Consider the following 23407-nt stretch of genomic DNA (forward strand, 5'->3'; position numbering starts at 1 on the left):
GATATTACTTGTGACCGTAGGTTCTAGGTTGTGTGTAGTAGTCGATAAGCGGTACACACATGTTGGCGATAATAACCGCAAAAGCAACGCCATCAGGGAAGCCGCCAAAGGTGCGAATAATGACGATCAGTGCCCCGATGAGTCCACCAAAAATCAGTCGGCCTTTAATCGTTGTCGCAGCCGATACTGGGTCAGTTGCGATAAAGAATGCGCCGAGCATAGTCGCTCCTGAGAACAGCTGGAACAAGGGTGAACCTAGTGTGCCAGGGGCAATAATGTAGAGTATTAGACTCGTTAGGAATACACCGCCAAGCACACCTGCAGGGATGTACCATTGGATCACGCGCAGCTTAAGCATTACCAACCCGCCAATTAGGAACAAGACGTTAATCCATTCCCATCCGTAGCCTGCGATACCAGAGAATAGAGGGCTATTGCTGATCTCAGAAAGGGTTTGACCATTACCAAGCCCTGTTTTCACTGTATCAAGTGGCGTTGCCATGGTGATCCCATCAACCCCAGTACGGATCTGTTGCAGAGACATACCATCAAGATTGTAACCGCTAAAGATAAGCGATAGGGCATCAGTGGCACCCACAGGTGAGGATGAAATCTGTGCTGGAGTTAACCAACTGGTCATCTGCACTGGGAACGAAATTAGCAAGACAACGTAAGCAACCATTGCTGGGTTAAAGAGATTTTGTCCCACTCCGCCATAGAGGTGCTTAGCAACAATAATGGCAAAGAATAAACCTATGACGGTGATCCACCATGGCGAGAGCGGCGGGATCGCGATGGCTAACAAGAGTGCCGTGACGAGTGCGGTATTATCACGAAGTGCTTGTATTGGAGAGCGTCCTCTAGCCAGCATGATGAGCGACTCAAACGTCCAAGCCACTAATATAGCGAACAGCACTTGAATTAAGGTGCCAAAACCAAAGAAGTAGGTTTGTGCCAAAATACCCGGTACAGCACACAGTGCCACCAGCAGCATCATAGTTGATAATGTGCGGCGCTTTTGAGTATGGGGTGAACTGGCGATAAAAAATGCCACTAGTTATTCTCCTTTGAGTCACTGCTATCGGCTTGCGCTGCCGCTTTTCTTGCTTTTGCTCGTGCTATTGCTGCAGCCACCGCAGCTTTTTTTGGGTCGTCCGATTCTACTGATTCGTTAGCTTCAGGCTCTGTATCAGCGGTTTGCTGCTGAGCCTTGCGAGCTTTAGCCCTTGCAATGGCAGCCGCGACAGCCGCTTTTTTCGGGTCTTCAGATTCAGCTGATTCGTTAGCTTCGGGCTCTGAATCAGCGGCTTGCTGCTGAGTCTTGCGTGCTTTCGCTCTTGCAATGGCAGCCGCGACAGCCGCTTTTTTCGGGTCTTCAGATTCAGCTGACTCGTTAGCTTGTGGCTCTGTATCAGTGGCTTGTTGCTGAGCCTTGCGTGCTTTAGTCCTTGCAATGGCAGCCGCGACGGCCGCTTTTTTCGGGTCGTCCGATTCTACTGATTCGTTAGCTTCAGGCTCTGTGTCCGAGGCTTGCTGCTGAGCCTTGCGTGCTTTCGCTCTTGCAATGGCAGCTGCCACAGCCGCTTTTTTCGGGTCTTCAGATTCAGCTGACTCGTTAGCTTGTGGCTCTGTGTCCGTGGCTTGTTGCTGAGCCTTGCGAGCTTTCGCTCTTGCAATGGCAGCCGCGACGGCCGCTTTTTTCGGGTCGTCCGATTCAGCTGACTCGTCAGCTTTTGGCTCTGTATCAGTGGCTTGTTGCTGAGCCTTGCGTGCTTTAGCCCTTGCTATAGCAGCAGCGACCGCAGATTTTTTCGAATCATCCGAATCTGTTGATTGGTCAGTTTGAGGCTGTGCACTGGCTTGCGCTGCTTTACGTGCCTTAGCTCGCTCAATGGCCGCTTTCACCGCATCTTTCTTGTCAGTGTTTGCATCGCTAGTTACTGAATTTGTTGATGCAAGCTGTTCTTTCTTCGCCTTGGCGCGAGCAATAGCGGCTGCGACTGCGTCACTTTTCGTTCCAGCTGCCTTTGGTTGCTGGTCCGCTTTTTGTTCTCGACGAAGACGCGCTTCTTCCTTGCGCTGTTCGCGCAATTTGCGCATCTCAGAGTTGTCAGGTTCAGTAGCGTTTTCTGACTGCGCCTCGGCTTGCTTCGCTTTAGCCCTAGCAATAGCTGCGGCAACGGCAGGCTTAGGACCTTCAGTCTTCTTCTGCTTAACGCGTTCTATTGCCGCTGCAATGGCATCATCACCATCGTCGGTTTTCATCTGACTGCGGCGTTTTTCAGCCGCTTTCTTGTACTTCTGCTCGCGCTCAATTTTATCGCGCTCTAGGCGTTCTTTACGTTGCTCAAAACGAACCTTAGCGCGCTCGGCTGCTTCGGCTTCAGCGGCTTGAATCCTGATTTCGGTCTTAGATTGACGGAAGTAGTTCACCAGTGGGATGTTACTCGGGCACACATAGGCGCAAGCACCACATTCGATACAATCTTTGACTTTATATTCTTCGCACTTTTCAAGGTCTTTGTCTTTCGAGTACCAATACATTTGCTGTGGTAGCAGAGAGGCAGGACAAGCCTCCGCACATTGACCGCAACGAATACAAGCCATTTCATCGGCTGTGAACTCTAGCTCTCTTTTCGCAGGAGCTAAGATACAGTTACTGGTTTTCGTGATAGGCACCTGAGTGTGAGGCAGGGTAAAGCCCATCATTGGGCCGCCCATGATCACCGACTGTTTCTTCCAAGGAGAAAAGTGCGCTTGTTCAAGTAAAGACTGCACTGGAGTTCCAATTGGCACCCATAAGTTTTGCGCTTGGCTGACACTGCCACCGGTCATAGTCACAACACGTTCAACCAAAGGCTCTCCATCGATGACCGCGCGTTTTACAGCAAAAGCCGAACCAACGTTTTGCACCATGATGCCGATATCAGCAGGTAGGCCGCTGGAAGGTACTTCTCTGTTGGTTAACACCTTGATCAGCTGGCGCTCACCACCGGATGGGTATTTGGTTGGGATGACGCGAATGACGATATCGTGATTCTCTCCAGCCTTATTGAGGGCTTGGATGGCGTCTGGTTTGTTGTCTTCAATGCCAATAATGCACAGCTTAGGTTTCAAGATATGACTTAAAATCTCAATGCCTTGAATAACTTGCTCAGCGTATTCACGCATTAGGCTGTCATCGGCTGTAATGTAAGGCTCACATTCAGCGGCATTGATAATCAAAACATCAGTACGACCAAAACCAGATTGTAGCTTTCTTGCGGTTGGGAAGCCTGCGCCGCCCATACCTGATATCCCCGCTTGGCGGATGACGTTGACCAACTCTTCAGCACTGAGTTCTTGGTAGTTAGTGAGACCGCTGTGCTCAATCCAGGTATCTTTATGATCCGGTTTGATAACAATTGAAAGCTCAGGCAACCCCGATGGGTGACAACCTGTTCTTGGCTCAATGGCAGTGACAACACCTGAGGTGGACGCATGCACAGGCAGGCTTAGACTGGTGTGGTATTGAGTCAGAGGTTGGCCTTTTAATACCGAATCTCCTACCTTGACCAGTAGATCACCTTCTTTACCAATGTGCTGCTTAACTGGGATGACGATCTCATTCGCAATATTGGCTCGCCCGATTTTGTGGGTGAGGGATTGTGCTTTGTGTTCTGGCGGATGAATGCCTCCAGGGAAGTCCCAGAGATGGCCAGAGCGAATTTGTTCAATAAGTGACAGCATTGGTGGTTATGAGTTCTCAGTCGTTGTGCTTGGCACATTGGTATCTACATTAACTACTGGAATGGTATCAAGTTGCCATTTCCAAGTATCCGGTGTGGCTTTAACCGGAATCATTTCAATACATTCAGTCGGGCAGGGTGATACACAGAGATCACAGCCAGTGCATTGATCCGCAATGATGGTGTGCATGGCCTTTGTTCCGCCAACGATGGCATCCACTGGGCAAGCTTGAATACACTTAGTACAGCCAATGCACATATCTTCGTGGATGAAGGCGACTTTTCTAACATTGTCGGAAAGATCGTGTGCAGAGTCGGGTACATCAACTCCCATAAGGTCTGCCAGTTTTTGAATTGTGGCTTCTCCACCTGGAGGGCATTTGTTGATTGCATCACCGTTAGCAATCGCTTCAGCGTATGGGCGACAACCAGGATAGCCACATTGGCCACACTGTGTCTGTGGCAAGATAGAATCCACTTGTTCAACGATCGGATCGGCTTCTACCTTGAAGCGAATCGAGGCGAAGCCAAGCAATCCGCCAAATAGAGCAGCAAGGGCAACGAGGGCGACAATGGCGATTAGGATAGCTTCCATTAGATCTTCACCAAGCCAGTGAAGCCCATAAAGGCAAGCGCCATTAAACCCGCGGTAATCATCGCAATGGAGGCGCCTCTAAAAGGCAATGGAACATCTGAAGCCGCAATACGTTCGCGCATTGAAGCAAACAGAATCAAAACCATCGAGAAACCAACGGCTGCGCCAAATCCATAGATGATGGATTCAACAAAGCTGTGATTTTCATTAACATTAAGTAGTGCTACGCCCAATACGGCACAGTTTGTGGTGATCAATGGGATAAAAATGCCGAGTAAGCGGTACAAGGTAGGGCTGGTTTTGTGAACCACCATCTCAGTAAACTGCACTACGACAGCAATCACCAAAATGAAACTCATGGTTCTTAGATACTCGATGCCAAGCGGTTGTAGTAGGTAGGTCTCTACTAAGTACGCACACACTGACGCCAGGGTCAGAACAAAGGTTGTCGCCAGCCCCATACCTATCGCAGTCTCTAATTTTTTAGAGACTCCCATAAACGGACATAAGCCTAAGAATTTCACTAGCACAAAGTTGTTGACCAGCACTGTACCAATCAACAACAAAAGATATTCGGTCATACCAATTTTTTACTCACCCAGATCGAGCTGAACATTATCCTAATTTGTCAGGTATATAACAACACAACATCTATAGGGATTTAGAACATTTGTAGAAAATATAGCCGTTTATACGCAGTTCTTTTCAAATAGAGTGCATAAAAGTGGGTGTAACGTCCGATAACGTCGTTTGTTTTTGGGTTTGGTGGTTGTTTATGGAGACTTAGGTTGCGAATTTGGCTGGGGGAATGTGTGCTCTTTGTATTGATTCGGGAACCTATAGAATAATATTGACTAGCAGAGATTCCCGATAAAAGCACTCGGGAATGACTCGGTTTCGCCTTTGTGCATATTGGCTGTGCCAGATCAGAACTGTCATTGCCGAAGTTTCTTATCGGCAATCTTTGAGTTAGTGCGCACCAAGATTCCCGTTAACAACATGCGGGAATGACAGGCTTTTTACTTTTGTGCACACGGCCAACCCTAAAGACGTCATTGCCGAGGTCTCTTATCGGCAATCTTTAAGTTGGTACGTACTTAGATTACCGCTAACGGCATGCGGTAATGACGGGTTTTTCACTTTTGTGCACACGGTCAACGCTGAAAACGTCATTGCCGAGGTCTCTTATCGGCAATCTTTAAGTTGGTGCGTACTTAGGTTCCCGCTAACGGCATACGCTAATGACAGGCTTTTTACTTTTGTGCACACGGCCAACACTAAAGACGTCATTGCCGAGGTCTTTTATCGGCAATCTTTAAGTTGGTGCGTACTTAGATTACCGCTAACGGCATGCGGTAATGACTGGTTTTTCACTTTTATGTGCACGTCCAACGCTAAAGATGTCATTGCCGAGGTCTCTTATCGGCAATCTTAAAGTCGGTACGTACTTAGATTCCCGCGAACAACATACGGGATGACTGGCTTTTCACTTTTGTGTGCACGGCCAACGCTAAAGATGTCATTGCCGAGGTCTCTTATCTGCAATCTTTAAGATAGTGAGTACTATGGTTCCCGCTAACGGCATACGCTAATGATAGGCTTTTTACTTTTGTGCACACGGCCAACACTAAAAACGTCATTGCCGAGGTCTCTTATCGGCAATCTTTAAGTTGGTGTGCACTAAGATTCCCGCTAACAGCATGCGGGAATGACAGGGCTTTTACTCTTGTGCGCATGGCGAATACTAAAGACGTCATTGCCGAGGTCTTTTATCGGCAATCTTTGAGTTGGTACGTACTTAGATTACCGCTAACGGCATGCGGTAATGACAGGGCTTTTACTCTTGTGTGCATGGCGAATACTAAAGACGTCATTGCCGAGGTCTTTTATCGGCAATCTTTGAGTTAGTGCGCACTAAGATTCCCGCTAACAACATGCGGGATTGACGCATATTTTCTGATTGTGACATATTCACCGTTCACAAAATGCAGACGTAAAAAAACCGCATTACTTTCGTAATGCGGTTTTTCAAAATTTGGCTCCCCCTGCAAGACTTGAACTTGCGACATACGGATTAACAGTCCGCCGTTCTACCAACTGAACTAAGGGGGAATTGCTCTAAAGCGAGGCGAATATTACTGAGAAGGCTTACCACTGTCAACATTAAATCTGAAGATTTATAGGAAAAATTGTGCGACTCGTGTTGTGGATAATGTTGAGGCCAGTCGTATTAAGGCTTGATGACAGTTATCCACTGATTTTGTGGATAAGTATGTTGATGATATTGGGGCAACTTTATTTTGTTAACAAACTGGTAACCTGGTCTAGTGCAGTTGTCTACTGTAAGTGCAGATAATACAAGGTGTTGTACGAGAAATATGTGCTATAACAAGATTTAAGAGGTGTTTCTAGGTTGCTCAAAAAACAAACAGAAAGTTAACGTTTGAATAAATTCTGGGGAAAAGCTGTGAGTTAAATAGATGTTACAATATGAGGGTTTTCTTGCAGGGGAGAAGAATATAGCAAATGTTAAAATCGAGTGCTAGCACTATTGGTGATAAAATTGATATAAATACCCATAAAGATAATTTAGGTGAAGGTAACCCATTGTGGATGAAGAAAAAAGCATCAAAACGTTTGAATTGGTTTCGAGCTATCAGCCCGCGGGAGATCAGCCCACAGCCATCAAACAACTGCTTGATGGACTGGATAGTGGTCTAGCCCACCAAACGTTATTGGGTGTGACTGGCTCGGGTAAAACCTTTTCTTTGGCCAATGTTATCGCCGAGGCGCAGCGACCGGCCATCATTTTGGCACCGAACAAGACCTTAGCTGCTCAATTGTATGGGGAGATGAAAGCCTTCTTTCCTAACAATGCCGTTGAGTACTTTGTTTCGTATTACGATTACTATCAACCTGAAGCGTACGTTCCGACTACTGACACCTTTATCGAGAAAGACTCTTCGGTGAATGCCCATATTGAACAAATGAGGCTGTCAGCGACCAAGGCGCTGCTAGAGCGAAAAGATGCCATCATTGTGGCGTCCGTTTCGGCTATCTATGGACTGGGTGACCCTGAGTCTTATCTTAAAATGATGTTACATGTTAGGCGTGGCGATGTTATGGATCAAAGAGATATCCTACGCCGTCTTGCAGAATTACAGTATTCAAGAAACGATGTGGCATTTGAGCGTGGTCAATTCCGCGTTCGAGGTGAGGTGATTGATATCTATCCTGCTGAATCTGAGCATGATGCAGTACGTATTGAGATGTTTGATGATGAGATAGATTGCATCAGCATCTTCGATCCACTAACAGGCTCAGTGATCCAAAGAGATCTACCTCGGTTTACCATCTATCCGAAAACCCACTATGTCACACCGCGTGATCGAATGCTGGAAGCGATAGAGAAGATTAAAGACGAGCTCGTTGATCGTAAGAAGTATTTACTTGATAACAACAAGTTACTTGAAGAGCAGCGCATTAGTCAGCGTACCCAGTTTGATATCGAAATGATGAACGAACTTGGGTTTTGTTCAGGGGTAGAAAACTACTCAAGACACCTTAGTGGGCGTGAAGAGGGTGAGCCGCCTCCAACCTTGTTTGATTATCTTCCTGCAGACGGCTTGTTGGTGATCGATGAGTCACACGTGACGGTTCCACAGATTGGCGCTATGTATAAAGGCGACCGTTCTCGTAAAGAGACTTTAGTCGAGTTTGGCTTTCGTTTACCGTCAGCCCTTGATAACCGCCCATTAAAATTTGATGAGTTTGAAGCCTTAGCCCCTCAAACTATCTTTGTTTCAGCAACGCCCAGTGATTATGAAAAAGAAATGTCCGGCAACGATATTGCTGAGCAGGTGGTTCGCCCTACAGGTTTGCTTGATCCTGAGATTGAGGTGCGCCCTGTAGGTACTCAGGTTGATGACTTGCTGTCTGAGATACGCATTCGAAGCGTTAAAGACGAAAGGGTATTGGTGACGACATTAACCAAGCGTATGGCTGAGGATTTAACGGAATACTTGACCGAGCATGATGTTAAGGTTCGTTATTTGCACTCGGATGTGGATACTGTAGAGCGGGTCGAAATAATCCGCGACCTGCGTTTAGGTGAGTTTGACGTGTTGGTGGGCATTAACTTGCTTCGAGAAGGCTTGGATATGCCAGAGGTATCGCTGGTGGCTATTCTCGATGCTGATAAAGAAGGCTTCCTTCGTTCAGAGCGTTCGCTGATTCAGACCATAGGTCGCGCCGCGCGTAACCTTGAAGGTAAGGCCATTTTGTATGGCGATCGCATTACCAAGTCGATGGCCAAAGCGATAGGCGAAACAGAGCGTCGACGCTTGAAGCAGCAACAGTACAATGAAGATAATGGTATCCAGCCACAGGCTCTGAAGAAAAGCGTCAAAGACATTATGGAGCTGGGGAGTGTTGCTAAAGCTGGAGGCAATAAGAAGTCGAAAGCTGTGCCGCTATCGAAAGTGGCAGAAAGCGATGAGCAATATAAGACTTTGTCACCGCAAGAATTAGAGAAGCTTATACTTAAGCTAGAAAACGAGATGTACCAGCATGCTCAGAATCTTGAGTTTGAGCAAGCGGCTGCCAAACGAGATCAAATGGAAGAGTACCGAAGACAATTCATCGCCAATAGCTAAGAGTTAGGTTTAACAGCGAATGTCAAAAAATAAAATAGCAAACAAGCAGTTGAGATTGTTGATGGTAGAGGACACGCTCTCAGTGGCGACCTTATATCAGACCTACTTATCAACATTGAATTTGGATATTCAAATCGTTTCTAGTGGAGAGGCTGCATTAGCACATCTAGAGCAGCAGCCTATCGATCTTATGCTGCTGGACTTACGCCTGCCCGACATGACAGGAATGGACGTATTGAAAAAGGTGCGGGCAAGAGCACCTAAAGTCCCGGTTATCTTCATGACAGCACATGGCTCTATTGAGGTTGCCGTTGAGGCGATGAGAGCCGGTGCCCATGACTTTTTGATCAAGCCGTGTGAGGCGGATCAGCTCCGTATCACAGTGTCCAAAGCGATACACCAAACTCAAAATGGTAAACACGATGTTCTTGGCGAGATAAACCAATATCAAGGCTTTATTGGCTCTAGCGCTAACATGCAAAAGGTCTATAAGACCATAGACTCGGCTGCATCTAGTAAGGCGAGTATCTTTATTACTGGCGAGAGCGGAACAGGTAAAGAGGTGTGTGCTGAGGCTATCCACTCTGTGAGTAATCGAAGTACTGAGCCCTTTATTGCACTGAACTGTGCCGCAATTCCTAAAGACCTGATTGAAAGTGAGCTGTTTGGTCATGTAAAAGGCGCCTTTACTGGGGCCGCAACGGATCGAAAAGGGGCGGCAGAGCTGGCCGATGGCGGTACCTTATTTTTGGATGAATTGTGTGAGATGGATTTGGACTTGCAAACCAAATTACTGCGCTTTATTCAGACGGGTACCTATCAAAAAGTGGGTTCATCAAAGCTCAGCGCAGTCGATGTGCGTTTTGTGTGTGCGACCAACAAAGACCCATGGCAAGAAGTTAGAAGAGGGCGTTTTCGTGAAGACCTTTATTACCGTCTTTACGTTATTCCATTGCATCTGCCACCTCTAAGAGACAGAGGTGATGACATCGTCGAGATTGCGTATTCTTTGTTAGGTTTTACCTCCCTAGAAGAGAATAAGCAGTTTGGCAAATTCAACGAAGAGGTGCTTCGACACTTCGTTGCCTATCCTTGGCCGGGGAATGTGCGCCAGTTGCAAAATGTGATTCGCAATATTGTGGTTCTCAATGAAGGCGAAGAGGTGAAAATGGACATGCTGCCTTCACCCTTGGATCGCTTCAGAGTGGCTTCCTATTCCGAAGATGTTATCGATCAGTTCATAGACCCTGAGCAAAATGACGACAGCAAAAAGATCGTGCCGTTGGCGTTAGTAGAGCGCAGAACCATAGAACGAGCCATTGAACTGTGCGGTGGCAGCATACCTGCCGCCGCTACTCAACTAGATGTCAGTGCATCAACACTCTATAGAAAACTAGAAAAATGGGAGAAAGGGCGTGGATGAACTAAATCTGTTGCAAAGCGATAAGATTACTAGCTTACGTGCACAGGTGGGTGAGGAAGCCATGCCAGCATTACTCGATATCTTCAAGCAAGAGCTTCAGCAATATATTGGTCAAATTGAAGGCGTGGCTGTTAGCGAAGAGAATAGAGAGATGATTGCTCGCACCTGTCACGCGATAAAGGGCAGCGCGCCGAGTTTTGGTGCTGCCTTACTCGCAGAAAAGGCCAGTGAAATGGACGCCTTTTACAAACAACAACAGCTCCAAGATTTTGACAGTCAATGTGGCGAGCTAATTTCACTGTTGCGACGGACCGTATTTAAGTTGGACCAGTTACAGCTGCTCTAAAACCGCTAAACGAAGTTTCTCGCGATCGTGACGCCAGCCTCTATTCATTGAGGCAAGGTCGCGGGTAACTATGTTCCATTTCTCTTCCAATTCTGGATGCGGAACGCCGCCCAATACCACGTCGATTTTTCGCCCTTGGCATGCACGCTCAATCCAGTTTAGTTTTTGCCTTAAATCCATGCGACCCGCCGGGCCAAATTCAGGGCTCAGGTTTTCGATTAGCATTACCTTTGCATCGGTATTGGCCTTAATGGCTCTGCCGATTTCGGGCAATAACAGAGGAGGCATGATACTGGTTAAAAAGCTGCCCGGTCCCAGAATGATCACATCAGCTTGCTTGATGGCATCAACCGACTCGCAAATAGCAGGGACTTCAGGGTCAAGATCAAGCCTTAACAGGTCCTCTTCCATTTCATCAACGCTGGTTTCACCTTTTACCCAGCTCCCCTTAGTGGATAAGGCGCGTAAGTCTGAAGGGTGCTCGGTCATCGGCAAGATATTGACATCCACCTTAAGTAACTCACGGACTAAATTGATGGCCTCTAGTGGCCTAACCGATAGGTTATCTAAGGCGGTGAGAATTAGATTACCTAGATTATGACCATCGAGCTCGCCAGCCCCGCGAAAGCGATATTCAAACATCATTGAATTGATAGTGGGCTCTGTAATTAACTGGTTAATACAGTTGCGGGTATCACCCCATGCAATCCCGCCTTGGCAGTAACGAATACGCCCGGTGGAACCGCCATTATCTGTGGTGGTGACTATGCCGGTTGCATTGCTTCCAAAATCTTTTAAAGCCGCCAAAATACGACCAAGACCATGCCCGCCACCGATGGCGACGACTTTTTTAGATGAGTAAATTTCCACGCTAATCGCTTATTTTCCTTAGAAATACTGGGCAAATGTACCCGAATCTTTAGATTAGACCAAATTTACCGCGAATGAACTTGATTAAACGCGCCTTTTGTAACATTCATCTTGGCAAAAGTTACTGCATTCCTTTAGGCTTTAGCATTCGCCTGCTAAAAATGGTTTATACTGTAGGTGTAAAACTCCGAGTCTCCTTCACTAAGTTTGACGCTGTGTTCCCGAAAGCGAACGTTTGGGCAGAACAATATGTGATTTAGGCCGTGGCATTTCGCCACCAGGGTTGCTCTAGAAATGGAGTAGCCTCCCGTATTTAGGAAAGGTGTTTTGTGACCCAACAATTCGAAGATAGTTTTCATCGCAAGTTTTATTACTTGCGACTTTCAGTTACCGATGTATGTAACTTTAAGTGCAATTATTGCTTGCCGGATGGGTATCATCCAGAGGCGAGTAAACGCCCCCCATTTATCACTCTGCCTGAGATACAGCGTGTCGTGAGAGCGTTTGCCCATTGCGGTACGACTAAGGTTCGTATCACTGGTGGCGAACCAACTCTGCGTAGAGATTTCACGGATATTGTGCACAGCGTTGCCGAGACCCGAGGCATCGACAAAGTCGCCACAACGACCAACGGTTATCGTATGGCTAAGCAAGTTTCCGATTGGAAAGATGCTGGGCTTACGCATATCAACGTTAGCCTCGACAGCCTTGATCCCAAGCAATTTCATCAGATTACGGGTCAAAACCGATTTCATGATGTTATGGCGGGTATCGATCGCGCCTTTGAAGTGGGATATGAGCAGGTTAAAGTGAATGTGGTTCTACTCAAAGACCTCAATAGCCAACAACTGCCACAATTCCTAAACTGGATTAAAGATAAGCCAATCCAATTGCGTTTTATCGAACTGATGAAAACCGGCGAAATGGATGAGCTGTTTGATAAGCGCCATGTTTCTGGGGTAGCAATACGAAATCAATTGATTGCCAATGGTTGGATCTTAAAGCTTCGAGAAGTGAATGATGGGCCAGCCCAGGTATTTATCCACCCAGATTACAAGGGTGAGATAGGCCTTATCATGCCATACGAAAAAGGCTTCTGCTCAACGTGTAATCGACTGCGAGTATCAGCGATGGGTAAATTACACCTTTGCCTATTTGGTGAAGAGGGCTTAGAACTTCGCGATCTGATGCAAAAAGATGAGCAAGAAGAGGCTTTGATTGCTCGCATATCGCAGGGTTTACAAACCAAAGATATCAGCCACCACCTTGATCAAAATAATCCAGGAGCGACACCGCACCTGGCATCGATCGGCGGCTAATCTTCGTCACACTATTAATTTACAACAAACAGTACATAGGAATTGAGAGAAATGGGACACGCTCATAATGATTTTACGCCGGCTAGCATTGCCGTATTGACTGTATCAGACACTCGCACTGAAGAAACCGATACGAGTGGTGGTTACCTAGCAGACCAGGTAAAAGAAACAGGTCATAAATTAGCGGACAAACAAATCGTTATTGATGATGTTTATAAAATTCGCGCTATTGTCTCTAAATGGATTGCCGATGAAAATGTTGATGCCATTTTAGTAACAGGTGGCACTGGCTTTACTGCTAGAGATTTTACACCGGAAGCACTGGCTCCACTGTTTGACAAGCAAGTTGAAGGGTTTGGTGAGCTATTCCGCGCTGTATCGTACGAAGAGATCGGCACCTCAACTATTCAATCACGCGCTTTGGGCGGTTTTGCAAATCGTACGGTTATCTTGGCAATGCCTGGCTCAACAGGTGCTTGCAGAACAGCATGGACTCGCATCATCAAAGACCAATTAGATTCTCGCCATAAGCCATGTAACTTCATGCCGCATATTGGGATGTAAGCAAAGATGAGTGAATTAACCCATATTAACCAAAGCGGTGAAGCGAATATGGTCGATGTGTCTGCGAAAGCAGACACTGTGCGTGAGGCGAGGGCAGAAGCTATCGTCACCATGTCAGAACAGACCCTCGCATTGATTTTAAGTGGTGACCATCATAAAGGTGATGTGTTTGCTACAGCCCGTATCGCGGGTATTCAAGCCGCGAAGAAGACTTGGGATCTGATTCCCCTTTGCCACCCCTTGTTGCTGTCTAAGGTTGAGGTTCAATTGACCCCAATTAAAGAGACCAATCAGGTGCGTATCGAGTCAACCTGTAAGCTTGCGGGTAAGACAGGTGTTGAAATGGAAGCCCTAACAGCGGCCTCTGTTGCAGCCTTAACCATCTACGATATGTGTAAAGCAGTGCAAAAAGACATCGTGATTTCTCAGGTTCGATTGCTTGAAAAGACCGGTGGTAAATCAGGTCATTTTGAGGCGGCGTTATGATCAAGGTAGTTTTCTTTGCTCAGGTGAGAGAGCTTGTTGGTGAAGATGAAGTCACTATCGACAGTACAGATACCTCGGTAGACGCTATCAGACAACAACTTATAGAACGTGGTGATAAGTGGGCTCTAGCATTAGAGTCAGGAAAGCTGTTAGCTGCAGTTAATCACACTATGGTTCCTTTAGATTCGACGGTTAAGTCGGGCGATGAAGTGGCCTTCTTCCCTCCGGTAACAGGAGGTTGATGTGGATAAGGTACTGGTTCAAGAGCAGGATTTCGACCTAGGTGAAGAATATGCCTTGTTGTCAGAGTCTTCCTCTATCGGCGCTGTAGTTACATTTGTTGGAAAAGTACGAGATTTTAACCTCGGTGATGACGTTATTGGCTTGAACTTACAACATTACCCGGTTATGACAGAGAAGGCACTGCACGAGATTTGTAGTGAAGCACGCAGCCGTTGGCCATTGGACAGGGTAACCATCATACATCGCGTTGGAGACTTAGATATCGCCGACCAGATTGTGTTGGTTGGGGTGTCTAGTGCACACAGAGACGCTGCGTTTGCGGGTTGTGAGTTCATTATGGACTTTTTGAAAACGAAAGCACCATTTTGGAAAAAAGAACGTCTTAAGGACTCTTCAAGGTGGTTGGATTCGAGAGAATCTGATCAAGTTTCTATGAAACGCTGGTCATAATCTTACTGAAATCACCTGTGTGATGACGATCACAAAAGTAGTGAAACCTAAAGCCCCTTGTTTCAGAGGGGCTTTTTTGATCTAGATCATAAGTATTTAGCTGTTTTTATATCTTTATGATTTTTAAATACCAAACCAAAAGTGAAAAACTTGAAGGGTTGGTTTTCATTTGGTGTGCTTTAGGTTGCTGTTTTGTTAAGCTTGGCATCCTGTATTGTGATGCCTGTCACTAAATACTGATTAGTCATGTAACAAAGTATTCCTCGTTAAAAATTTGTAGGTTAGATCACTGAACTTTTTCACTAAATCCAAATTTAGTTCTGGAAAATTGACCTAGGCAGGAATTTAGCAATTGCGTGAATACATTTTTATGGCAAAAACTTTCAAGGATGGTAACTTTGTTTCCAATCTTTATGGTCTTTTAGCTTTTTAAGTTTCTTTCTGGATACAAAGTGACTTAAAAACAACAGCTTGAAGTCAGAATAAAGAGTTCATGGATGCAACGATATAATAACTGGAGTTTATTGCATGTATAAAAATAAGATCACCCAAGCTCTAATCCTTGGAGCGGGCCTAGCTGCGGCAACCACCTCTTTCGCTACTCTTGCTGCAAACGTTCCTGCTGGTACTGAGCTTGCTCCCGTACAGGAATTGGTTCGTGGTAACGGTACAGAGGTTGCTTCGATCGACCCGCATAAAACTGAAGGTGTTCCAGAGTCTCACGTTATTCGTGACCTACTTGAAGGCCTAGTAAACCAAGATGCAGACGGCAACACTATCCCTGGTGTAGCTGAGTCTTGGGAAACGACAGACAACAAAACGTTCACTTTCAAACTTCGCAAAGATGCTAAATGGTCAAATGGCGACCCTGTAACAGCTGAAGACTTCGTTTACAGCTTCAAGCGTGCCGTTGATCCAAACACTGCTTCTCCGTACTCATGGTACCTAGAGATGACCACTATGGTTAACGCAGACGAGATCATTGCTGGTAAGAAAGACAAAGAAACTCTAGGTGTTAAAGCTCTAGACGCGAACACCCTAGAAATTCAACTAGAACAAGCTGTACCATACTTCGTTAAGATGATGGGTCACACTACTGTTAAGCCAGTTCACCGTGGAACTGTTGAGAAGTTTGGTGACCAATGGACTAAGCCTGAAAACTTCGTTGGTAACGGTGCATTCGTTATGGACAAGTGGGTAGTGAACGAGCGTATTGAGCTTGTACGTAACGCTAACTACTGGGACAACGAAAACACAGTTCTTAACAAGGTGACTTTCCTACCAGTTGAGAACCAAGTTGCTGAGATGAACCGCTTCCTATCTGGCGAGATTCAAATCACTAATGAACTGCCAATCGAGCACTTCAAGCGTCTGAAGAAAGAACACCCAGAGTCTGTAGATGTGAAGGGCAACCTATGTTCTTACTACTACGGCTTCAACAACCAAAAAGCACCATTTGATGACGTTCGCGTACGTGAAGCTCTGTCTTACACTATCGACCGTGAAGTCATTGCGAACCTAATCCTAGGTCAAGGTCAAAAGCCAGCTTACTTCCTAACTCCTGAAATCACAGCGGGCTTCAACCCTGAGGTTCCAGAGTACGGTAAGATGACTCAAAAAGAACGTAACGCTAAAGCGAAAGAGCTTCTAGCTGAAGCGGGCTTTGATAAGAGCAACCCTCTAACGTTCACACTGCTTTACAACACCTCTGAAAACCACAAGAAGATTGCTACAGCAGTACAATCTATGTGGGCTAAAGATCTTGGCGTAAAAGTAACGCTTGAGAACCAAGAGTGGAAAACTTACCTAGATACACGTCGTCAAGGTGACTTTGACGTGACTCGTGCTGGTTGGTGTGGCGACTACAACGAAGCATCAAGCTTCCTATCGCTAATGCAATCTAACAACAGCTCGAACGATCCTAAGTACCACAGCGAAGCTTACGATGCGCTAATGGCGAAAGCTATGGCTGCGACCAACGATGCTGAGCGTGAAACACTATACGTAGAAGCTGAAAAGCAACTGGCTAAAGATATGCCTATCGCGCCTATCTACCAGTACGTGACTTCTCGTCTAGTTTCAGAAAAAGTGGGCGGCTACCCAAGCAACAACGCAGAAGACAAGCTGTTCTCTAAAGATATGTACATCATTAAGTAATTCCTACTTAAAACAATAATAACTATGAAAGACACTGCATGTGGAAACACATGCAGCGTCTAATTTTTTGTCACAGACTGGATGGATGAGTTTATGCTTAAATTCATTATGAAACGGATTTTTGAAGCAATACCAACCTTGTTAGTATTGATCACCGTGTCTTTCTTCCTGATGCGCTTTGCGCCAGGTAACCCTTTTTCAAGTGAGCGCCCACTTCCACCGGAAGTAATGGCGAACATTAATGCTAAATATGGCTTAGATAAGCCTGTATTTGAGCAATACACGACCTACCTAACCAATATCCTATCGGGTGATTTTGGCCCATCATTCAAATACAAAGATTTCACAGTAAATGAACTTGTAGCTAATGCACTACCTGTATCGGCAAAAGTGGGCTTTCTTGCCTTCATCTTTACCGTAATTATGGGGGTCACAGTCGGCACCATAGCGGCATTGCGGCAGAACAGTTGGCTCGATTACGGAATAATGGCCACCGCCATGCTCGGGGTGGTAATGCCATCCTTCGTGTTGGCACCCGTATTGATTTACCTATTCTCTATCAACCTTGGCTGGCTACCTGCTGGTGGTTGGAACGACGGCTCATTCCAGTACATGGCTCTACCCATCATTGGTATGTCGCTGCTATACGTTGCTACCTTTGCGCGTATTACTCGTGGCTCAATGATTGAGACGCTGAACAGTAACTTTATCCGTACTGCTCGAGCGAAGGGTCTTAGCTACCGTTACATCATTATCAAGCACGCACTTAAGCCAGCCTTGCTTCCTGTGGTTTCGTACATGGGACCGGCATTCGTAGGTATCATCACTGGTTCGGTTGTTATCGAGACCATCTTTGGTCTACCGGGTATCGGTAAGTTGTTTGTTAACGCAGCATTTAACCGCGATTACTCTCTAGTCATGGGTATTACCATTCTGATTGGTTTCTTGTTCATTCTGTTTAATGCCGTGGTCGATATCTTGCTTGCAGTCATCGATCCTAAGATTCGCTACTAACAAGGACTAACAACATGTTGATTAAAAAAGAAAACCTTGAAGCGATCGAAAAGATGTCAGAGAACCTTGAAATCGAAGGTCGCTCATTATGGCAAGATGCTCGCGTGCGCTTTATGCGAAATAAAGCGGCGATGGTGAGCCTAGTTATTTTGGTTCTGATTACACTGGCAGTTATCTTCCTGCCAATGATGGCTGAGTTTGCTTATGATGATACCGATTGGTATGCATTGCATTCAGCACCTTCTGCAGAACATATCTTTGGTACAGACAGCCTAGGTCGAGACCTATACGTGCGTACTCTTATCGGTGGCCGTATCTCGCTAATGGTGGGTGTACTTGGTGCATTGGTTGCGGTATTGATTGGTACCTTATACGGCGCTACATCAGGCTTTATCGGTGGTCGCACCGACCGCATCATGATGCGTATCCTAGAGATCCTGTACGCGGTTCCATTTATGTTCCTAGTGATCGTACTAGTGACCTTCTTTGGCCGTAACATTGTTCTTATCTTCGTTGCTATCGGTGCCATTGCATGGCTCGATATGGCGCGTATCGTACGTGGTCAGACATTGAGTCTGCGTAGTAAAGAATTCATTGAAGCTGCGCACGTCAGTGGCGTAAGCAATTGGAAGATCATTACTCGCCACATCGTACCAAACGTTCTAGGTATCGTAGCGGTTTATTCAACGCTGCTAGTACCAAGCATGATCCTTACTGAGTCGTTCCTGTCGTTCCTTGGCCTTGGTGTTCAAGAGCCAATGACAAGCTGGGGTGCACTACTGCAAGAAGGTGCTAACACAATGGAAGTTGCTATCTGGCAATTGATGTTCCCTGCAGCCTTCATGGTAGTTACTCTGTTCTGCTTTAACTACGTTGGCGATGGCCTGCGTGACGCGCTTGATCCTAAAGACAGATAAGAATAATAAGGAATAGGGTAATGACGAATAAATTACTAGACGTAAAAGACCTGAGAGTAGAGTTTACTACTCAAGACGGCATCGTTACTGCGGTAAACGATCTTAACTTCTCACTAGAGCCAGGCGAAACGCTAGGTATTGTTGGTGAGTCTGGCTCAGGTAAATCACAAACTGTATTTGCCATCATGGGTCTACTGGCAAAGAACGGCATTATCTCAGGTAGTGCTAAGTTTGAAGGTCGTGAGATCTTAAACCTGCCAGAGAAAGAACTGAACAAGGTTCGCGCTGAACAAATCGCGATGATCTTCCAAGACCCAATGACCTCTCTGAACCCTTACATGAAGGTAAGTGATCAGTTGATGGAAGTGCTTATGCTGCACAAAGGCATGGGCAAAGCACAGGCGTTTGAAGAATCAGTACGCATGCTTGAAGCGGTTAAAATCCCGGAAGCACGCAAGCGTATCACTATGTACCCGCACGAGTTCTCTGGCGGTATGCGCCAGCGTGTAATGATTGCGATGGCATTGCTATGTCGTCCAAAGCTACTGATTGCCGATGAGCCGACAACGGCACTGGACGTAACGGTTCAGGCGCAGATCATGGACCTACTTAACGAGCTGAAGTCAGAGTTTGATACCTCAATCATCATGATCACGCACGACCTTGGTGTTGTTGCGGGTTCTTGTGACAAGGTGTTGGTGATGTATGCGGGCCGTACTATGGAATATGGTACAGTGGATGAAATCTTCTATGAGCCAAGCCACCCGTATGCTGAAGGTTTGTTAAAAGCGATTCCTCGCTTGGACACCGAAGGTGAAATCCTACCAACTATCCCTGGAAATCCACCAAACCTCCTTAAGCTGCCACCGGGTTGTCCTTACCAAGATCGTTGTCACCGTGTGACGGAACGCTGTATGAGCGAAACGCCTATCCTGACTCCATTTGGCACCGACCGCCAACGCGCATGTTTTTCTGATCACGAGGCTTGGACACGATGAACGCACCTTTTATTGAAGACAAAAAATTGATGCTGGATGTGAAAGAGCTAAAGGTTCACTTCCAGATTGCTTCTAAGTCAGCATGGCCTTGGAGCAAACCGACACCACTGAAAGCGGTAGATGGCGTGAACGTACGCTTATACGAAGGCGAAACACTGGGCGTAGTAGGCGAGTCAGGTTGCGGTAAATCGACCTTTGCACGTGCTGTTATCGGTTTGGTTGAAGCGACCGAAGGCGAAGTGGTTTGGTTGGGTCAAGACCTGACCAAGATGAAAGATATTCAACGCCGCGAAACACGTAAAGATATTCAGATGATCTTCCAGGATCCTCTGGCGTCACTTAACCCACGTATGACTGTCGGCGACATCATTGCTGAACCTTTGCAAACCTTCTACCCGAAGCTAACCAAAGATGAAGTGAAGCAAGAAGTTAAGAAGATGATGGATAAGGTAGGCTTGCTACCTAACGTTATTAACCGCTACCCACATGAGTTCTCTGGTGGTCAGTGTCAGCGTATCGGTATCGCTCGTGCATTGATTCTTAAGCCTAAGATGATCATCTGTGATGAGCCTGTCTCAGCGTTAGACGTATCTATCCAAGCACAGGTAGTCAACCTTCTTAAAGAGCTTCAGAAAGAATTCGGCTTGAGCCTAGTGTTCATTGCACATGACCTTTCTGTGGTTAAGCACATCTCAGACCGCGTTCTCGTTATGTACCTAGGTAACGCAGTGGAGTTGGGTGAGTCTAAGGAATTGTTCGCACATCCTAAACACCCTTACACACGCGCCTTGATGTCAGCGGTACCTATCCCTGACCCTAAGCTAGAGCGTGCAAAGAAGATTGAGATGCTAGAAGGCGACTTACCTTCACCAATGAACCCACCGTCAGGTTGCGTGTTCAGAACTCGTTGTCCGGTTGCGACAGAAGAGTGTGCTAAGAACAAACCAGTACTAGAAGGTAATGATGTGCACGCAGTATCGTGCTTCCACTCATATTAATCCTTTCCGCCTGTGACAGGCTTGAGCGTGTTGTGTATGCAGCACGCTCTTTTTTATTTCAATAACCCCATAAAATTACTTCTACCAAGCACCGCCAAATTGAATGTAAGTGGTGGTCTCTTCTGGCCCAACGGCAACGTCGAGACCGGCGGTTAATCCCAATTGACGTGCGATTAGGTAACGGAAGCCCGCACCTTGAACGTTACGCAATGTAGCATCGGACACTTTTTCATCTTCGTTTACTGCTGCACCTGTGCCGACAAACCCCAATACAGTCCATCGATCATCAATATCGTAGCTAAGCTCGGCTTCAACAAGACCAGTGCTATCACCTTGATAACGCATCATGGCAATACCACGCATATCGATAGATGGTGGAGCATAAAATGGGTAAGGGGTATTTCCGGTTATTGTTTTGGCATCAGCTCGTAGACCTAATCCCCACTTGTTAGATAAACGGGTGTAATGCATAGCGAATGCATGCCAAAGTTCATAATCAAACTGCGCCCCAAACGCTTTATTATGATTATTATATTCGATACCAGCTTTCGTTCCTGCAGTGGGAGCAAACTGATTATTTCTATTATCAAACGTTAATTTAAGACCTAACGCGCCATCTCGAAGCTCTGCTGGATTGGTAGGCCCAATCCCGGGGATCATTTCTGATAAATCAAAAGATGTGTCTGAATCTGTGTAGCTATAATTAGCACCAACAAAAAAGTTAGACTGCCCAATACGAAAATCAATATCTTGAAAGAAATGAATCGCTTTAGATTTGAATTTGATGGCATCATCTTGATCATAGAATTTCATGTTTATTTCTGCGCCAAACAAACCACCTAGATAACGTATTCTATCGTTATGCCAGTTACCGGAGTGGAAACCACCCAAAACCTTCGTTCCATTGCTGGTTGCGATACCAACAACACCCGAAACGCTGGTTGGAATGTCAGCTACCATTTCACCGGATAAACGTTTTTGTTTACGATCTTCAGATTCATGAAAAAACAGTAAAGCTGCACCACCGCCAGCACCAATAGCGGGATCGTTGACGATGACGGGAACGGGAAGAAACCCAGCTGCATTATCGAGAATATATTGGCTTGCATCCAGTTTTCCATCCTTTGGATCGGTAAATTGATCCATAGCACCAGCGTGTGATAGTAATGGAAGCCCACACATGGCGATTAATGACCAGTTCCGGACAGGGCCTTGTTTTTGCAGTAGTTTACGCATTTCTGAGTCTCAATGATGATATGAGCGCGAAATATAACGAAGTGGATTAATGGTAACCAATGAATACCTATTAGTTTCATCGATAGATTAGACAGTAAAACAGCCAGCTATGAGAGTCTTTTGTGATGATGCATAACTCAAACTGATCAAGGTAATATTGGGGATTTCACACTATTTATCTCGTATTTTTGAGAGATTGAAAATTAAAGTTAACTTAGATTAAAGTGCTTATTTAATTAGGGTAACGTTGATTTTTCTGAATATTTTTCTGTTGTCATTTTTCACTATTCAATATTTTCGACCAAGACCTTCAACGTGCCTTTCTGTTCATTTCCTCTTTGCCTCTTATACTGATCACAAACCAAAGATAAGGATTGAATGAATGGGTAAGCTAGTTGAAGGTGTTTGGCAGGATGTCTGGTACGACACTAAATCCAGCGATGGTAAGTTCATACGTGAAGATGCTGGATTTAGACATTGGATAGAAAGTGACGCCAATGCTCAATTCAAGCCTGAATCTGGCCGTTATCATCTCTATGTGTCTTTAGCCTGTCCTTGGGCACACAGAACTCTTATCTTTAGAGCTATCAAAGGCTTAGAAGAGCATATCTCTGTGAGTATTGTCAGCCCTGACATGTTATCAGAAGGGTGGGAGTTTGATTCACCAGAGCCTTTGTACGGGCACACTAAGATGCATCAAATTTACACTCAGGCAAAATCTGATTACTCAGGTCGAGTGACTGTGCCAGTGCTATGGGACAAACAAACTCAGACCATAGTCAGCAACGAGTCTTCTGAAATCATCCGTATGTTTAACAGTGAGTTCAACGAGCTTACAGGAAACCATGATGACTATTATCCATTGGCATTGCGCAGCGATATCGATGAATGGAATGACACTATCTACCCAAACATTAACAACGGTGTGTATCGCTGCGGATTTGCGACTACGCAAGAGGCCTATGAAGAGGCATTTGATGCCTTATTTAGCGCATTAGATAAAGTTGATGAGCACTTAGCAGAGAATCGCTACCTAACGGGTGCGCAACTAACTGAAGCCGACTGGCGTCTGTTTACCACCTTAGTACGCTTTGATGCGGTGTACGTGGGGCACTTTAAATGCAATAAAAAACGCATTACTGATTACCGTAGAATTCAAGGCTATCTAAAAGAGCTGTACCAGATTGCAGGTGTTGCTGAGACCACTAATATTGAGCAGATCAAACGCCACTATTACTTCAGTCACACGGGTATTAATCCGACTCAGGTTATTCCCAAGGGACCAGAGCTAGATCTTGGATCAGAGCACAATAGAGATTTGATATAGAGGAGTGATGCTGTCTTTTTCTTTCGCTTAGTAAAGAATGGCAGATACAAAAAAGCCAGCTCAATGAGCTGGCCTTTGAAT

At 45.8% G+C, this 23407-nt stretch carries 20 protein-coding genes, 1 tRNA gene and 1 riboswitch; of the genes, 14 read left to right on the forward strand and 7 right to left on the reverse strand.

Annotated features, from left to right (window positions below):
• Window positions 1–4: 4 nt before the first annotated feature.
• The 5 genes from rsxD to D5I41_RS12305 form a co-directional block, all read right to left on the reverse strand.
• Complete coding sequence (gene rsxD / locus D5I41_RS12285) at window positions 5–1054, reverse strand: electron transport complex subunit RsxD (protein WP_119010027.1); 1050 nt, start codon at window positions 1052–1054, stop codon at window positions 5–7.
• The gene (gene rsxC / locus D5I41_RS12290; protein WP_119010028.1) at window positions 1054–3729 is read right to left on the reverse strand and encodes an electron transport complex subunit RsxC; all 2676 of its coding nucleotides are present in this window, start codon (window positions 3727–3729) and stop codon (window positions 1054–1056) included. The genes rsxD and rsxC overlap by 1 nt, the downstream gene beginning before the upstream one ends.
• A 6-nt stretch (window positions 3730–3735) precedes the next feature.
• Window positions 3736–4323 (reverse strand): electron transport complex subunit RsxB, encoded by a 588-nt coding sequence (gene rsxB / locus D5I41_RS12295; protein WP_119010029.1) that lies wholly within the window; start codon window positions 4321–4323, stop codon window positions 3736–3738.
• The gene (gene rsxA / locus D5I41_RS12300) at window positions 4323–4904 is read right to left on the reverse strand and encodes an electron transport complex subunit RsxA (RefSeq protein ID WP_017027035.1); all 582 of its coding nucleotides are present in this window, start codon (window positions 4902–4904) and stop codon (window positions 4323–4325) included. Before rsxA ends, rsxB begins: the two co-directional genes overlap by 1 nt.
• Before the next feature lie 1455 nt (window positions 4905–6359).
• Window positions 6360–6435 (reverse strand) — tRNA-Asn (locus D5I41_RS12305).
• 515 nt (window positions 6436–6950) lie between these two features.
• Between D5I41_RS12305 and uvrB the strand changes: the two genes are divergently transcribed.
• The 3 genes from uvrB to D5I41_RS12320 are packed head-to-tail and all read left to right on the forward strand — an operon-like array spanning window position 6951 to window position 10747.
• Window positions 6951–8978 carry an excinuclease ABC subunit UvrB gene (uvrB, locus tag D5I41_RS12310; RefSeq protein WP_186811103.1) on the forward strand — a complete coding sequence of 676 codons (2028 nt, stop codon included), beginning with the start codon at window positions 6951–6953 and terminating at the stop codon, window positions 8976–8978.
• A gap of 19 nt (window positions 8979–8997) precedes the next feature.
• On the forward strand, window positions 8998–10401 hold the full coding sequence (luxO, locus tag D5I41_RS12315; RefSeq protein WP_119010031.1) for a quorum-sensing sigma-54 dependent transcriptional regulator LuxO: 1404 nt from the start codon (window positions 8998–9000) through the stop codon (window positions 10399–10401).
• The gene (locus D5I41_RS12320; protein ID WP_119010032.1) at window positions 10394–10747 is read left to right on the forward strand and encodes an Hpt domain-containing protein; all 354 of its coding nucleotides are present in this window, start codon (window positions 10394–10396) and stop codon (window positions 10745–10747) included. Before luxO ends, D5I41_RS12320 begins: the two co-directional genes overlap by 8 nt.
• On the opposite strand, the gene yvcK is transcribed toward D5I41_RS12320, so the two are convergent.
• Window positions 10733–11617, reverse strand: a complete 885-nt coding sequence (yvcK, locus tag D5I41_RS12325) for a uridine diphosphate-N-acetylglucosamine-binding protein YvcK (RefSeq protein ID WP_119010033.1) — start codon at window positions 11615–11617, stop codon at window positions 10733–10735. The genes D5I41_RS12320 and yvcK overlap by 15 nt on opposite strands.
• Before the next feature lie 173 nt (window positions 11618–11790).
• Window positions 11791–11958: riboswitch (molybdenum cofactor riboswitch) on the forward strand.
• Here yvcK and moaA point away from each other — a divergent pair.
• The 10 genes from moaA to oppF all read left to right on the forward strand — a co-directional run bounded on the left by moaA (window position 11947) and on the right by oppF (window position 20763).
• Window positions 11947–12936, forward strand: a complete 990-nt coding sequence (moaA, locus tag D5I41_RS12330) for a GTP 3',8-cyclase MoaA (RefSeq protein ID WP_119011503.1) — start codon at window positions 11947–11949, stop codon at window positions 12934–12936. It overlaps the preceding riboswitch by 12 nt.
• A 51-nt stretch (window positions 12937–12987) precedes the next feature.
• Entirely contained in the window at window positions 12988–13500 is a 513-nt protein-coding gene (gene moaB / locus D5I41_RS12335) for a molybdenum cofactor biosynthesis protein B (RefSeq protein WP_119010034.1), read from the forward strand.
• 6 nt (window positions 13501–13506) lie between these two features.
• Window positions 13507–13986: a cyclic pyranopterin monophosphate synthase MoaC gene (gene moaC / locus D5I41_RS12340; RefSeq protein ID WP_017029748.1), complete on the forward strand. Its 480-nt coding sequence runs from the start codon at window positions 13507–13509 to the stop codon at window positions 13984–13986.
• Window positions 13983–14228: a molybdopterin synthase sulfur carrier subunit gene (gene moaD, locus D5I41_RS12345; protein WP_017029747.1), complete on the forward strand. Its 246-nt coding sequence runs from the start codon at window positions 13983–13985 to the stop codon at window positions 14226–14228. The genes moaC and moaD overlap by 4 nt, the downstream gene beginning before the upstream one ends.
• A 1-nt stretch (window position 14229) precedes the next feature.
• The gene (gene moaE / locus D5I41_RS12350) at window positions 14230–14679 is read left to right on the forward strand and encodes a molybdopterin synthase catalytic subunit MoaE (RefSeq protein WP_119010035.1); all 450 of its coding nucleotides are present in this window, start codon (window positions 14230–14232) and stop codon (window positions 14677–14679) included.
• A gap of 528 nt (window positions 14680–15207) precedes the next feature.
• Window positions 15208–16836, forward strand: a complete 1629-nt coding sequence (locus tag D5I41_RS12355; protein ID WP_119010036.1) for an ABC transporter substrate-binding protein — start codon at window positions 15208–15210, stop codon at window positions 16834–16836.
• A 93-nt stretch (window positions 16837–16929) separates the two neighbouring features.
• Entirely contained in the window at window positions 16930–17850 is a 921-nt protein-coding gene (oppB, locus tag D5I41_RS12360; protein ID WP_017029744.1) for an oligopeptide ABC transporter permease OppB, read from the forward strand.
• Between the two features lie 14 nt (window positions 17851–17864).
• Window positions 17865–18767 carry an oligopeptide ABC transporter permease OppC gene (oppC, locus tag D5I41_RS12365; RefSeq protein ID WP_102555814.1) on the forward strand — a complete coding sequence of 301 codons (903 nt, stop codon included), beginning with the start codon at window positions 17865–17867 and terminating at the stop codon, window positions 18765–18767.
• Between the two features lie 20 nt (window positions 18768–18787).
• Window positions 18788–19765: an ABC transporter ATP-binding protein gene (locus D5I41_RS12370; RefSeq protein ID WP_119010037.1), complete on the forward strand. Its 978-nt coding sequence runs from the start codon at window positions 18788–18790 to the stop codon at window positions 19763–19765.
• A complete protein-coding gene (oppF, locus tag D5I41_RS12375) occupies window positions 19762–20763 on the forward strand; it encodes a murein tripeptide/oligopeptide ABC transporter ATP binding protein OppF (protein WP_119010038.1) in 1002 nt (333 codons plus the stop codon). Before D5I41_RS12370 ends, oppF begins: the two co-directional genes overlap by 4 nt.
• A gap of 81 nt (window positions 20764–20844) precedes the next feature.
• Here oppF and D5I41_RS12380 read toward each other — a convergent pair whose 3' ends face one another.
• Window positions 20845–21999 carry a BamA/TamA family outer membrane protein gene (locus D5I41_RS12380; protein ID WP_235868911.1) on the reverse strand — a complete coding sequence of 385 codons (1155 nt, stop codon included), beginning with the start codon at window positions 21997–21999 and terminating at the stop codon, window positions 20845–20847.
• 382 nt (window positions 22000–22381) lie between these two features.
• Here D5I41_RS12380 and D5I41_RS12385 point away from each other — a divergent pair, with 382 nt between their 5' ends.
• Window positions 22382–23326 (forward strand): glutathione S-transferase family protein, encoded by a 945-nt coding sequence (locus D5I41_RS12385; RefSeq protein ID WP_119010039.1) that lies wholly within the window; start codon window positions 22382–22384, stop codon window positions 23324–23326.
• The last annotated feature ends 81 nt before the right edge of the window (window positions 23327–23407 follow it).

It is taken from the genome of Vibrio superstes (assembly GCF_003569005.1).
GTDB classification, from domain to species: domain Bacteria; phylum Pseudomonadota; class Gammaproteobacteria; order Enterobacterales; family Vibrionaceae; genus Vibrio; species Vibrio superstes.